A 13,315-nucleotide genomic window follows, 5' to 3' on the forward strand; every position below is an offset into this window, starting at 1 on the left:
TCGCGCGCATACCGCGCACCCCAGGAATCCCCATGCCCAACCCCGTCGTCGCCATCATCGGCCGTCCCAATGTCGGCAAGTCGACGCTGTTCAACCGGCTGGTCGGCAAGCGGCTGGCGCTGGTCGACGATCAGCCGGGCGTGACCCGCGACCGGCGCGAGGGCGAGGCCAGCCTGCTCGGGCTCGACTTCACCATCGTCGACACGGCCGGGTTCGAGGATGAAGACGCCGCGACGCTGCCCGGGCGCATGCGGATTCAGACGCAGGCGGCGGTCGAGATGGCCGACGTCGCGCTGTTCATGATCGACGCGCGCGCCGGCATCACCCCGCTCGACGAGGAGATCGCCCGGTGGCTGCGCTCGTCGAACGGCACCGTCGTCCTCGTCGCCAACAAGGCGGAGGGCCGCGCGGGCGAGAGCGGCGTGATCGAATCGCTGGCGCTGGGCTTCGGTGATCCGGTGCAGATGTCGGCCGAACACGGCGAAGGTGTCGCCGACCTGTTCGACGCGCTGCGCCCGCACATCGAACGCGAGGAAGAGGAGATCGAGGAGGAGGACGAGAGCGAATACGACCCGCAGACCGCCATCCTCAAGCTGGCGATCGTCGGCCGTCCGAACGCGGGCAAATCGACGCTCATCAACCGCTTTCTGGGGCAGGACCGGCTTATCACCGGACCGGAAGCGGGCATCACCCGCGATTCGATCGCCGTCGATTGGGAATGGACCGATGCCGAGGGCAACGCCCGTCCGGTCCGGCTGATCGACACGGCCGGCATGCGCAAGAAGGCACGGGTGCAGGAAAAGCTGGAGAAGCTGTCGGTCGCCGACGCGCTCCACGCGATCGACTTCGCCGAAGTGGTCGTGCTGCTGCTCGACGGGACGCGCGGGCTGGAATTGCAGGACATCAAGATCGCCGACCGCGTGCTGCAAGAGGGCCGCGCGCTGGTGATCGCCCTCAACAAATGGGACGTGGCCGAACATGCCTCGTCGCTGTTCAACGGCGTGAAGGGTGCGCTTGAGGACGGGCTGTCGCAGGCGAAGGGCGTGCCGCTGCTGACCGTGTCGGCGGCGACCGGCAAGGGGCTCGACATGCTGATGAAGGTCGCGTTCGAAACGCGCGAGGCATGGAGCCGCCGCGTGTCGACCGGCCAGCTCAACCGCTGGTTCGACCGCGCGCTGGAGGCCAACCCGCCGCCCGCGCCCGGCGGCAAGCGCGTCAAGATGCGCTACATCACCCAGAACAAGAGCCGCCCGCCGAGCTTCGTGCTGTTCGGCACCCGCGTCGACCAGTTGCCCGAGAGCTACAAGCGCTACCTCATCAACAGTCTGCGCAAGGAATTCGGCTTCGGCGCGGTGCCGGTGCGGATCAACATGCGCGCCCCGAAGAACCCGTTCGACCACAGCAAGTGATCCACATCGACGCCCGCGGCATGCGCTGTCCGTGGCCCGCCATCCGGCTGGCCCGGGCGCTGCGCGACGGGGCGACGGTGGTGGAAATCACGGCCGACGACCCCCGCGCGGGCGGTGAGTTGGCGAGTGCGGCGGCGGCGGTCGGGGCGACGTTGCGCGTCGTGGCGGACGGGGTATTTAGAGCCGAACGATGAAATTGGCCGACGTGGTCTGCTGACCACCGCAGGTTTCTAACGACGGCAATTCCGTACCAGATACCGGGCGACGGCGGGAGCGGGGCGTTCGGTACGAAGCATCGGAGCAAGCGACCGGCAGATCGTCGTTTTTCGGACGACGTCGCCTATTCGAAAGATCCCCGCCGCCGCCGATGGGTCGGTTTCATGCACCGCTATCCACACCACCGGACTTTGCGGATTTCCGCTGCCGATCGCGATAGCACGAATGCCGCTTCGTCCAGTGACCGCCATCGGAAGACGGGCGATGTCCGTTTCGGATTGCATCATAATCTGCTGTAATGCGGCGTAGATTTTCCGGCTCGGCGTATTGCGGACTTCCGCTGTGACGATCCACGCCGCCCCGATGACCACGATGGCAGGTGGTAGCATCAAGAGGAGACGCTTATTCACGCGCAATACTGATCTGGCGGATTTGTCGGGAGAAGTACCACGATGCTGCATCTCTACGATACCTTGGATGGTGCTACTTCGCCTCCCACGGCTTGTCGCGCAAATTCAGATGCGTGATCCCGCGCGCCTGCAATCGTGGCCCGAGAAACCGGTAGAAATACCAGTCCTTCGCCGCGAACGGCGTCAGATGGTACAGCACCCGCTCGGCCAAGGTCCAGCGCACCCGCCGGCGGTCCGCACGCCTCGGCGAAGGTTTCGCCCAGAAGCGATAGGGATAGACGACGCGGCCGAGCTTCGCGACGCGCTGCATGATCTCGTGGTCGAGCAGGACGTAGGGCCAGTGTTTCTCCGAAAAGCCGCCCGCCTGCCCTAGCGCGGAAGTTCGAAACGCCTGGCCATAACCGCCGGTATGCGTTTGTTTCGACAGAATTTTCGTCACGATCCCCGAATAGAGCGCGCGGCGCAGCGGCTGCCCCGACGCATCGACGCCCAGCGCCATCACCGCCACCACTGCAGGATCGGCATCGAACGCCCGCTCCGCCTCGGCCAGATAGTGCGGCGGATAGAAGGTATCGGCATCGCCGAACGCGCTGAACTCGGTCGTCAGATGCGCCATCGCCGCCTCCAGCGCATGGATTTTGCCCGGCCGCGCCTCTTGGCAGTGCACCACCTCGACCCCCGGCGCCGCGAAGTTCCGCGCGATCGCGTCCGAGCCATCGGTCGAGGCGTTGTCGACCAGCACCAGCCGGAACGGCACCCCCTGCGCCGCCAAGGTGGCCAGCGTCGCGGGCAGATAGTCCGCCTCGTTGTAATAGGCGATGACGAAGGTCCAGCGCGTCATCGGCAAAGCTCCATCAATCGCGCGCACGCGGCCTCCGACGACCGCGCCCCGTGCGTCGCCACGACATGCGCCCGCGCCGCCGCGCCCATTGCCGCCAGCGCACCCGGATCGGCGAGCAGCGCCGCGACCTTCGCCGCATAATCGGCATCGCGCACCAGCAGGCCACAGGCGGGCGGGATCACGTCCGGCCCGATCCGGTCGTCGAACGCCGCGACGGGCAGGCCGCACGCCATCGCCTCGGGGATCGCGCGCGGGAAATAGTCGCGCCGCCCGGCGTGGAAGAACAGCCGCGCCTGCGCCAGCATCGCCGGCACCTGTCCGTTCGGCACATGCCCCAGCCAGTCGACCCACGGAAACCGCGCCTTGAGCTTGCCCGCCTGCGGCCCGTCGCCGATCACCGCCACCCGGTGCTGCCGACCCAGCGCGGCGATCTCGTCGAACTTTTTGTAGCGGGTGAGGCGGCTCGTCGCGATGACATCGTAGCGTTTCTCCGCCTCCACGGGCGCGAAGCGGGCGGTATCGATCGTCTTGGGCAGCCGCTGCATGCCGCTGCCGGGGATCGCCCGCCGCCAGAACCGCCAGCCCGGCGTGGTCAGCAACGTCTCCTGCACCGCCGACTCCGGGAACAGCAGATCGGCGTGCGGCACGATCCGGCTCCAGTAATCGCCGCCGATGACGAGCGCGAACCGCCGCCGCCCGGGCCGCAGCACCCGGTCGAACAGGTCGAACCCCGCGCCGCCATTGCTGCCGATCAGCACGAACAGGTCCGCCGCATCGACCGTCGCCGCCGCGACCATCGTGTCGCTGCGCTGGTCGCGGGTCCGTGCCTGCGGGTTCGACGGCGCGAACAGCCGGATCGGATAGGGCGCGACCCCCGGCAGCGCCGACAGCGTGTCGAGCGGCGCGCGCGCCAGTCCCCACAGTTCGACATCGACATCCTGCTCGGCAAGGATGCCCGGCATCCGCCGGTCGCGATTGTCCCAGCGCAGCCATTCGCCCGGATCGGCGATGCCGTGATGGGTCGGATAGGTCAGGACGAACACGATACGCATCAGCCGTCCCGGCTACCAGCGCGCGGGGCGGGGCGCCAGCCATTGCCGTTTCGCCGGCCGCGTCCTAAGGCGCGATCGATGAACTGGTCGGACGATGGCGCGCGCATCAGTTGCGTGATGGTGACGGCGAACCGGGCCGCGCTGGCGCGCCGGGCGGTCGATTGTTTCCTGAGGCAGACATGGCGTAACCGCGAACTGGTCGTCGTTGACGACGGTACGCAGGACTATACCCCGTTGTTCGCCGCGATTCCCGCCGATCGACTGATCTACGACCGGGTGGCAAAGACTCCCGACAACACATTGGGACGCTTACGAAATCGCTCGCTCGACCATGCGACCGGTACGATCGTCGCCCAGTGGGACGACGACGACTGGTATCACCCCGAACGCCTTGCCCGGCAGGCGGCGGTACTCACCGGGGGCAAGGGGGCGTGCGTGCTGCGCGGCACATTGATGCACCTCGACGCGCCCGGATGGTTCGACCACCCTTACGTCGGCGCGCTGGAGCCCGGCGTGCCGGGCAGCATCGTCCACCGAGCCGATCCGGCCGCGCGCTACCCCGAGAAGCGGCGCGGCGAGGATACCGATTTCCTGCACCACTGGCCGCGCGAGGCGATCGGCGTGCTCGACTCGCCCGGCCTGTTCGTCCGTGCGTTCCACGGGTCGAACACGTGGGAGCGCGATCATTTCGAGCGCCGGGTGCGCAATACCCCCGCCGCCGCGATCGAATATGCGCTGCGTCGCCTGCTGCCCGGCGGAGTGTGGCGGCATTCGCGCTTCCGGCTCGATGCCGCCACCCGTGCCGCGTTCACCGCGTTCGTTGCCGATTCCCGCGCCGCCGGGGTCTTCGCGTGACCCTCGCCGACCGGTTCGCGCGCGTTCAGGCGTGGTCCGAGACCCCTGCGGCAAAGATACTCGGCCGCGTCTGCCGCGCGTTGTTCTTTGTCGGCGTGCTGGCGTGGCTGGTGCTGAAGGTCCGCGCGATCGGGTGGAGCAACGTCGCCGCCGCGCTACCGCGCACGCCGTGGTTCTACCTGTTGTTCGTCGTGATGTTCATGGCGTTGCCGCTGTCCGAGGTGCTGATCTTCCGCCTGCTGCTCGGCCGGAAATTGCCCGGCGCACTGCCGGTGTTCGTGCGCAAGCGCGTCTTCAATTCGGCGTTCGTCGGCTATTCGGGCGAGCTGTATCTGTTCGTCTGGGCGCGCCAGCGGCTGGGGATCGCGTCGAAGACGTTGCTGCTGGCGATCAAGGACAATGCGATCCTCTCGGCGCTCGCCTCGGCCGGGATCACCTCGGTCCTGCTGCTGATCTTCATGGCGACCGGCCGGGCAAAGTGGATCGCCGACTGGCTCCATTCGGCGGGCGGCATGGTGCTTGCCGCGCTGCTGGTCGCCGGTTTCCTGACGCCGCTGCTGCTGCGGCTGCGGCGGCAGATATTGTCGGTGCCCTGGGCGACGGCGGGCACGGTGTTCGCCATCCATGTCGCGCGGATCGCGGTCGTCGTGCTGTTGCAGGCGACGCAATGGGCGGTCGTGCTGCCCACCGAACCGTGGAGCGTGTGGGTGACGTTCCTGACGGTGCAGATGGTCATCAGCCGCCTGCCGGTGGTGCCCAACCGCGACCTGCTGTTCTTGTCCGCCGCGCTGGAGATGAGCCATATCGTCGATGGCCCGCGCGCGGCGATGGCCGGATTGCTGCTGGCGGGCGGCGCGCTGACGCAGGGCAGCAACCTGCTGTTCTTCCTGCTGACCAGCTTCGAACGGCGGCGCAGCGGCACGCCCGCCCCGATCCCCGACGAACCGGCGATCGAGGCGGTCATCGCGACGCCGGGCGCGCCGCCCGCGAACGAATAGGAAGCCTTTTGTAAACTCGCGGAAGCGCGAGTTTCAAGGCGGTGCCGGCCCGCTCCCCCTCCCGGCCACCCATCAAGGATACGCTGTGGGTGGCCGGGAGGGGGAGCGGGCCGGCACCGCAAAACGCGTATCGGCGCGTTTTCAAACCGAACCTCAGGCGTCGCCACGCTCACAGATGAAGCGCGACAGTTCCTGCCGCAGCGGCATGCCCTCGGTCGGCCGCAGCGGGCCGTCGTGCGCGGTATAGGTTTCGACATGCGCCCGCGTGTCCGCCACGCCGACAATGTGGAACAACCCGCGCTCGCAATCGAGTTCGGTGCGGGCATAGGCGACCTTGGTCCCGCGCTGCTGGCGCAGGATCGCGATCGTCGTTCCCGCCGCCGTCCGCCGCTGGCGCAGCAGTTCATAGCGCGAGCGCGGGTCCGACGGCGTCGGAATCGCGACACCCTCCAGCTTGTACCGCTCGGCCCCGTCGCCCGCGATCGGCGTGTCGACCAGATTGCGCAGGCTGACGCCATTGTCGCCCGTCGCCGCAACCTCGGTCACGTCGCGCGAATTCGCGCCGCCGCAGGCCGCCAGCAGGGAAAAGGCCATCGTCGCAACGATTGCTCGCATCGTTCATCCTCTTGAAATTGCCAGTCCGACACCGATCCGCCGCGTCGCTGCAAAGTTGCCGCCACGCCGCCGATGCCGCGATCATCCCCGCGTTCAGCGCGACCGGATCGCTCCGACCAGGGTCATGAACGCGATCGCGCCGAAAGCGAGGAACAGGCCCCCGGTTTCCTCCCAGCCAATCTCCATCAGGCGATCGAACCGGTCGGTCGAGGGCAGGTAGGAACGAAGCGTTTGATAGGGTATATCCATGACGCATCGCAACATAACCGCGACTTTCAGGAATGGAATACGCACCACCGCAGCTTCCGCTCCGTTCACCGGTCGGGAAATCATATGTTACAGTCATGTAAGACGGCGGTGCGCAACCGGCAAGGCAAGTGTAGCATTGGCGGGGAAGTGCCGGCATTGTTGCGAAGTGTTGCCCGTTTCCGGTCATGATACCGGCCAAGGTCGCGATCGATCGAAAAGACCTGCTTCGATTCCGGTCCAAAACGTTGCGCGTTCACGAATTGCGGCATGTCCCGGGATGACGACGAATGTCGGACGTCCGCCGCCGGTCAACTCGCCAGGCAAAAACGACGCTTGCACAGGGGCATGACTGTCCATACACCCCGCATATTCCGTTTATCGATAACGTTTGGGGGTTTCGAATGTTTCGTACCATGGCGTCCGTCCTGCTCGCTTCCACCGCGCTCGCCGGTGCTCCCGCACTGGCGCAGACCGCGCCGTCCGCCCCGCCGGTGAAGGCCGCGCCGCTCTCGGCGCTCGTCGCCCCGGTCAACATTCCGTACGAAAAATTCACCCTGCCCAACGGCCTGACCGTCATCACCCATACCGATCGCAAGGCGCCGATCGTCGCGGTGTCGGTGTGGTACGATGTCGGGTCGAAGCATGAGCCGACCGGCAAGACCGGTTTTGCCCATTTGTTCGAACATCTTATGTTCAATGGCTCGGAAAATGCCCCGGGCGACTTCTTCGATCCGCTGCGCTCGATCGGCGCGACCGACCTGAACGGCACGACCAGCTACGACCGCACCAATTATTTCGAGACGGTGCCCAAGCCCGCGCTCGACCGCGCGCTGTTCCTCGAATCCGATCGCATGGGCTATCTGCTCGGCGCGGTGACGCAGGGAGTGCTGGATGAACAGCGCGGCGTGGTGCAGAACGAGAAGCGGCAGGGCGACAACCAGCCCTATGGCCTCGTGCGCTACAAGATGACCGAGGGCATCTTTCCGCAGGGCCACCCGTACCGCCACTCGGTCATCGGCTCGATGGCCGATCTCGACGCCGCCAGCCTTGAGGATGTGAAGTCGTGGTTCCGCGGCCATTACGGCCCGAACAACGCGGTGCTGGTGCTCGCCGGCGACATTGACGCCAAGGAAGCGCGCCCGCTGGTCGAGAAATATTTCGGCGCGATCCCCAAGGGGCCGGAATCGGTCCTGCCGACGATCACCGTGCCGACGCTGGCCGCGCCGGTGCGCGAGGAGATGAAGGACCGTGTCGCCGCGACGATGATTATGAAGGTCTGGCCGGTGCCGGGTCTGAACGATCCCGATTCGCCGGCGCTCGACGTGGCGATGAGCGCGTTCGGCGGGCTGGCCTCGTCGCGGCTCGACAATGAACTGGTGAAGCGCGAGAAGCTGGCGGTGCAGGTGTCGGCGGGCGTGCAGTCGCTGTCGCAGGCCGGCATGCTGATCGTCCGTGCGGTCGTGCGCCCCGGCGTCGATGCCAAGCAGGTCGAGGCACGGCTCGACCAGATGATTGCCGACTATCTGCGCACCGGCCCCACCGCCGACGAAGTGGCTCGCGTCGCCACCACCAACGTGTCGCAGACGATCGGCGGGCTGGAATCGGTCGGCGGCTTCGGCGGCAAGGCGGTCGCGCTGGCGCAGGGCGAACTCTACTCGAACGATCCCGGCTTCTATAAGAAGGAGCTGAACGAACTGGCGACCATGACGCCGGCGCGCGCCAAGGCCGCCGCGCAGAAGTGGATGTCGCGCCCGGCCTATACGCTGGTCGTCGTCCCCGGCGCGCGCGAAGGCTATGAGGAAGCCAAGGCGGCCCCCAAGGTCGCCGACACCAGCGCGCCGACGCCGGCCACCGCCGAAGGTCCGGCCAAGGGCACGCGCGGGAGCATGCCGGGCGTCGCCGACATCGGCGGCGCGCTGCAATTCCCTAAGGTCACGCGCAGCCGCCTGTCGAACGGCATGGAGCTGGTCTATGCCCAGCGTACCGCCGTGCCGATCACCCAGGTGTCGATGGCGTTCGACGCCGGCATCGCCGCCGACGTGACCGGCAAGCTCGGCACCGCCGGCATGACGCTCGCGACGCTGGACGAGGGCACCACCACCCGCAACTCGATCGCGCTGGCCGAGGCCAAGGAGCGGCTGGGCATGTCGGTCGGCGGCGGCAACTCGGCCGATCAGACGACGTTCGGCTTCGACGTGCCAAGCGCCAACCTGACCAGCGCGACGATGCTGTTCGCCGACATCCTCAAGAACCCGGCGTTCGACCCGGCCGAGATCGAGCGGGTGCGCGGCCAGACGCTGGCGCAGATCGGCCAGCAGCGCACCAGCCCGCAGGGGCTGGCCGACATGACGCTGCCGCCGCTGCTCTACGGCGCGGATTCGCCCTATGCGAAGCTGGCGGCCGGCGTGGGCGATCCCGCCGCCGTCGCCTCGCTCAAGCGCGAGGACCTGCTGGCGTGGCGTGCGGCATGGCTGCGCCCGGACAAGGCGAAGGTGTTCGTCGTATCCGACCGGCCGCTGGCCGAAGTGCAGGCGGCGCTGAACGCGGGCCTGGGCGACTGGCGTGCGACCGGCACGGCGGGCACCAAGACCTTCCCGGCGCAGCGCGCGGCGATCAGTCCCAAGATCGTGCTGGTCGACCGGCCCGATTCGCCGCAGTCGCTGATCGTCGCCGCCGAGATGACGCCGCTCAACGCCCGCACCGATACGCTGGCGGCCACCACCGCCAACACGGTGCTGGGATCGGGCTTCCTCAGCCGGATCAACATGGACCTGCGCGAAGCCAAGCACTGGTCGTACGGCGCGCGCGGCGGCTATCAGTTGATGCAGAACGCGGTGCCCTATGTCATCAACGCGCCGGTGCAGGCCGACAAGACCGGCCCGGCGATCGCGTCGCTGCGCGAACAGATCAGCGGGTTCCTGGGGCAGAACGGCGTCACGCCGGTCGAATTCCGCCGCTCGATCGATGGCGAGACGCGGCAGCTCGCCGGCACCTACGAAACGTCGGGCGCGGTGCTGGGCGCGATGCGCAGCAACGACTTCCTCGGCCGCCCGGATAACTATCAGGCGACGCTGCCGCAAAAATATCGCGCGCTGACCCCGCAGGCGCTTGACGCTGCGGCACGCGCGTCGATCGACCCCAATCGCTTCGTCTATGTCGTGGTCGGCAACGCCGCGACGGTCCGGCCGCAGCTTGACGCGCTGGGCCTGCCGGTGGAAGTCGTGCAGCCAGCGGCTGCGACGTCCGCTACCGGCGGCAGCAAGTAAGGAGAGCGACGATGGCCAATGTGGATGGAAGCTGGGATACCGTCACCAAATCGCCGATGGGCGATCAAAAGGCGACGCTGACCGTCAAGAGCGACGGCGCGACCTTCACCGGCAGCTATTCGGGCGCCATGGGATCGACCGGGATCACCGACGGCAAGGTCGAAGGCGACAAACTGTCGTGGAAGGTCGCGATCGTCGTGCCGATGCCGATGACGCTCGACTGCGAAGCGACCGTCGAGGGCGACACGATTTCGGGCACGGTCGGCGCGGGTGCGTTCGGCAGCTTCCCGATGGCCGGATCGCGCGTCGGCTGATCTCGCGTTGACCAACGACACACGGCCCGTCCGCAGCGATGCGGGCGGGCCGTTTGCGTTTGGGACTTCTCCCCTCCCTGACAAGGGAGGGGCCGGGGGTGGGTAGGCTTCGGTCAAGCGCCGCCGTTCCCACGCAACCCGACCCACCCCCAACCCCTCCCTGCCAGGGAGGGGAGCATCATCCCTCCAGCACCGGCGGCTTCGGCTTCTCCCCCGGATCGGGCGCATAACCGGTCAGCAACCGCGCGCCCCGGCCATAGGTGAACCACGACCACGACCAGTTGACGTACACCGCCACCCGGCTGCGGAAATCGACCAGCAGCATCAGGTGGACGAGCGACCATGCCAGCCACGCGACGAACCCCTTGAGCTTCATGCCCCCGATCTCCGCCACCGCGCGCGACCGGCCGATCACCGCCATCGAACCATAATCGCGGTAGCGGAACGGCCCCGGATCGGGCGTGCCGGCGATCCGCCCCGCGATCAGCCGGCCGACATACTTCCCCTGCTGCTTGGCGACCGGGGCAAGGCCGGGGAGGGGGCCGTCGTCGCCCTGAAAGCTGGCGACGTCGCCGATCGCAAAGATGTCGGGGTGTCCCGGCACCGAGCAGTCGGGCCGCACCTTCACCGCGCCGTTGCGTGCCGCCGCCGCGTCCAGCCACGTCGCCGCCGGCCGCGCTGCAGTGCCCGCCGCCCACAGCACCGCCGCCGCATCGATCCGCTCGCCGCCGACGGTCAGCCCGCCGTCGTCGATCGTCTCGACCGCGGCACCGGTCCGCACCTCGACGCCCAGTGACTCCAGCGCGCGCCTCGCCGATGCCGACAGCGCGGGATCGAAGCCGGCAAGGATGCGATCCCCCATCTCGCACAGCACCACCCGCGCCCCGCGCGGATCGACATGGGCGAAATCGCGCGCCAGCGTCGTGCGCGCCAGTTCGGCGATGGTCCCGGCCAGTTCCACCCCGGTCGGCCCGCCGCCGACGACGGCAAAGGTCAGCAACCGGCGCAGCTCCGCCGGATCGTCGCATTGTTCGGCCCGTTCGAACGCGCCCAGCACCGCCGCGCGGATCGCCAGCGCATCGTCGATCGATTTCAGCACGAAGGCATGTTCCGCCCAGTCGTCGTGCCCGAAGAAGCTGTACGCCGCCCCGGTCGCAAGGATCAGCCGGTCGAACGGCAAGCGCCGTCCGTCGTTCAACCGCACTTGCTTCGCGGCGGCATCGACCCCGGCGACCTCGGCCATCAGCACGCGGGTATTGCGGTTGCGCCGGAGCAGCGCGCGATTGGCGGCGGCGATGTCGGCGGGGGAGAGCGCCGCGCCGGCCACCTGATACAGCAGCGGCTGGAACAGGTGATGGTTGGTCCGGTCGATCAGCGTCACCTGCGCATCGGCATGGCGCAGCGCCTGCGCGGCGGCGATCCCGCCGAAGCCGGCACCCACGATCACGATCCGTTCGGGCATGTCGTTCGCTCTCCCCCAAAAGGCCGCATGGCGGCGGCCCCTCACGGCTTCAACCCGCAGCGCAGCATAGGTTTCCCTGTCGCTGCCTGCCGCATCGCCGAACCGGCCCTGCCGCAAATTCACCGGAAATCGGGCATTCGCGCCTTGGTTCGTTCATGGAAGCGACAGATACCGTTGCAGTTGTGCAACAGATATACGGTTCCGTGCCCAATCGTACTTCGCGATGCAACAACCACCGGAGTGCGGGGTTCAGAGGGGCCACGGGACAACCGGCGCGCCTTCGATGCCGGAACCGTTAGTTCTCAAGTGAGGTCATGTATGCGTACGCTTATCACTGTTGCCGCCGCAGCCGCTGCGTTCGTCGCCGCGCCGGCTTTCGCGCAGGATGCCACCTATGCGCAGGATCCCGCCGCCACCACCACCGAGCCCGCCCCGGCGGTCGAGGCTCCCGATGGCACCAGCGGCATCGGCTTTGAACCCTATGTCGCGATCCTCGGCGGCTGGGAACAGTTCGATTCCGAGCGGACCAAGGCCGGCATCCCGCTCGTCCCGCGCGACAACAAGCTGAACGGCAGCCTCGTCGAAGGCATCCTCGGCTTCAACGTGCCGCTCGGCCCGGTGTTCGTCGGTGCCGAAGGCAGCGCGTCGAAGGGTATCTCGGGCGACATCGATTGGGATTACGGCGCAGCCGGTCGTTTCGGCGTCCGCGCCGGTGACTCGGGCCTGATCTACGGCAAGGTCGGCTATCGCTGGGTCAATTTCGCAGCGTTCGGCAACGACAGCCGCGACTATCACGAAATGACCTATGGCGCCGGTTTCGAAGTCGGCCCGAAGGACATCGGCCTTGGCGGCATCACCGGCAACTCGGGCGTCCGCCTGCGCGGTGAAGTGTCGACCTTCGGTTCGGCGCACAGCTTCCGTCCGATGCTGGGTCTGACGACCCACTTCTAAAGACGGCTTGTATTGGGCGGGTCCGGCGTATCGGGACCCGCCCCGGTGATTGCGTATCGAAAGACCCTGGACGGCAACGTCCGGGGTTTTTTGTTGTGGGTAGCTTCGGGAGCGACCTGCTCCCCTCCCTGACAAGGGAGGGGTTCGGGGGTGGGTAGGCCGGTTGTGGCGCCTTGTGTTTCCGTATCAGCCGACCCACCCCCGGCTCCTCCCTTTCAGGGAGGGGAGATGCCACGAGCCGCTGTCTGGCTGGACATTAATCCGGCGTGGAACGACAAAAAGCCGCCGGGCGCGAACCCGGCGGCCATTCCCCGTAGGACAACAGGGAAGCTTATTCCTCGACCGTCACCCGGCCGCGCCGGACGATCATGCCGCGCTCCGCCATCTCCTTGCGGAAATCATGTTCGGCATCGGCCACCTCGCGACGATATTCATGCCACGCATCCTCGCGCGACGAAGCATCCTTGGCACGCGCCAAATCCTTGCGCAGCTCGCGCTTCGCCTCGGAAATGTCGGTCTTGTAGTCGAGGTAATAGGGGTTGTAGTCCGAATAGACCGGCACCGATCGATCGCGCGCCAGCGACGGAGTGGCGGTCAGCGCGGCGGCGGTTGCGGCCAGAAGCAATGTCGTGCGGTTCATGGGTCGTCTCCCTGATACTGAACTTGCCGAGCGACAA

Annotated in this window: 14 protein-coding genes; 7 read left to right on the forward strand and 7 right to left on the reverse strand. The window is 67.5% G+C overall.

The window, feature by feature from the left end:
• The first annotated feature begins 32 nt into the window (after positions 1 to 32).
• Both der and LRA89_RS03005 read left to right on the forward strand, forming a co-directional pair.
• Positions 33 to 1,409 carry a ribosome biogenesis GTPase Der gene (gene der / locus LRA89_RS03000; protein WP_230768964.1) on the forward strand — a complete coding sequence of 459 codons (1,377 nt, stop codon included), beginning with the start codon at positions 33 to 35 and terminating at the stop codon, positions 1,407 to 1,409.
• 20 nt (positions 1,410 to 1,429) lie between these two features.
• Positions 1,430 to 1,603, forward strand: a complete 174-nt coding sequence (locus LRA89_RS03005; protein ID WP_156349039.1) for a sulfurtransferase TusA family protein — start codon at positions 1,430 to 1,432, stop codon at positions 1,601 to 1,603.
• 36 nt (positions 1,604 to 1,639) lie between these two features.
• Here LRA89_RS03005 and LRA89_RS03010 read toward each other — a convergent pair whose 3' ends face one another.
• The 3 genes from LRA89_RS03010 to LRA89_RS03020 are packed head-to-tail and all read right to left on the reverse strand — an operon-like array spanning position 1,640 to position 3,928.
• On the reverse strand, positions 1,640 to 2,086 hold the full coding sequence (locus LRA89_RS03010) for a hypothetical protein (protein ID WP_156349013.1): 447 nt from the start codon (positions 2,084 to 2,086) through the stop codon (positions 1,640 to 1,642).
• A 22-nt stretch (positions 2,087 to 2,108) separates the two neighbouring features.
• Positions 2,109 to 2,876: a glycosyltransferase family 2 protein gene (locus LRA89_RS03015; protein ID WP_230768965.1), complete on the reverse strand. Its 768-nt coding sequence runs from the start codon at positions 2,874 to 2,876 to the stop codon at positions 2,109 to 2,111.
• On the reverse strand, positions 2,873 to 3,928 hold the full coding sequence (locus LRA89_RS03020) for a glycosyltransferase (protein ID WP_230768966.1): 1,056 nt from the start codon (positions 3,926 to 3,928) through the stop codon (positions 2,873 to 2,875). The genes LRA89_RS03015 and LRA89_RS03020 overlap by 4 nt, the downstream gene beginning before the upstream one ends.
• Before the next feature lie 78 nt (positions 3,929 to 4,006).
• On the opposite strand from LRA89_RS03020, the gene LRA89_RS03025 reads away from it, so the two are divergent.
• On the forward strand, positions 4,007 to 4,783 hold the full coding sequence (locus LRA89_RS03025; protein WP_230768967.1) for a glycosyltransferase family A protein: 777 nt from the start codon (positions 4,007 to 4,009) through the stop codon (positions 4,781 to 4,783).
• Complete coding sequence (locus LRA89_RS03030) at positions 4,780 to 5,781, forward strand: hypothetical protein (protein WP_230768968.1); 1,002 nt, start codon at positions 4,780 to 4,782, stop codon at positions 5,779 to 5,781. Before LRA89_RS03025 ends, LRA89_RS03030 begins: the two co-directional genes overlap by 4 nt.
• A 153-nt stretch (positions 5,782 to 5,934) precedes the next feature.
• Here the strand turns inward: LRA89_RS03030 and LRA89_RS03035 are convergent, their stop codons facing one another.
• A complete protein-coding gene (locus LRA89_RS03035) occupies positions 5,935 to 6,396 on the reverse strand; it encodes a hypothetical protein (RefSeq protein WP_230768969.1) in 462 nt (153 codons plus the stop codon).
• Between the two features lie 93 nt (positions 6,397 to 6,489).
• On the reverse strand, positions 6,490 to 6,729 hold the full coding sequence (locus LRA89_RS03040) for a hypothetical protein (RefSeq protein WP_156349015.1): 240 nt from the start codon (positions 6,727 to 6,729) through the stop codon (positions 6,490 to 6,492).
• 329 nt (positions 6,730 to 7,058) lie between these two features.
• On the opposite strand from LRA89_RS03040, the gene LRA89_RS03045 reads away from it, so the two are divergent.
• Together LRA89_RS03045 and LRA89_RS03050 are read left to right on the forward strand one after the other, a co-directional pair.
• Positions 7,059 to 9,911: a M16 family metallopeptidase gene (locus LRA89_RS03045; RefSeq protein WP_230768970.1), complete on the forward strand. Its 2,853-nt coding sequence runs from the start codon at positions 7,059 to 7,061 to the stop codon at positions 9,909 to 9,911.
• An 11-nt stretch (positions 9,912 to 9,922) separates the two neighbouring features.
• Complete coding sequence (locus LRA89_RS03050; RefSeq protein WP_055755545.1) at positions 9,923 to 10,225, forward strand: hypothetical protein; 303 nt, start codon at positions 9,923 to 9,925, stop codon at positions 10,223 to 10,225.
• 178 nt (positions 10,226 to 10,403) lie between these two features.
• Here the strand turns inward: LRA89_RS03050 and LRA89_RS03055 are convergent, their stop codons facing one another.
• A complete protein-coding gene (locus LRA89_RS03055; RefSeq protein WP_230768971.1) occupies positions 10,404 to 11,687 on the reverse strand; it encodes an NAD(P)/FAD-dependent oxidoreductase in 1,284 nt (427 codons plus the stop codon).
• A 318-nt stretch (positions 11,688 to 12,005) separates the two neighbouring features.
• Here LRA89_RS03055 and LRA89_RS03060 point away from each other — a divergent pair, with 318 nt between their 5' ends.
• Entirely contained in the window at positions 12,006 to 12,638 is a 633-nt protein-coding gene (locus LRA89_RS03060; protein ID WP_056496978.1) for a hypothetical protein, read from the forward strand.
• Positions 12,639 to 12,969: 331 nt separating this feature from the next.
• Here LRA89_RS03060 and LRA89_RS03065 read toward each other — a convergent pair whose 3' ends face one another.
• Positions 12,970 to 13,278: a hypothetical protein gene (locus tag LRA89_RS03065; protein WP_230768972.1), complete on the reverse strand. Its 309-nt coding sequence runs from the start codon at positions 13,276 to 13,278 to the stop codon at positions 12,970 to 12,972.
• Positions 13,279 to 13,315 lie beyond the last annotated feature (37 nt).

The organism is Sphingomonas sp. Leaf4 (genome assembly GCF_920939515.1).
Lineage (GTDB): Bacteria > Pseudomonadota > Alphaproteobacteria > Sphingomonadales > Sphingomonadaceae > Sphingomonas.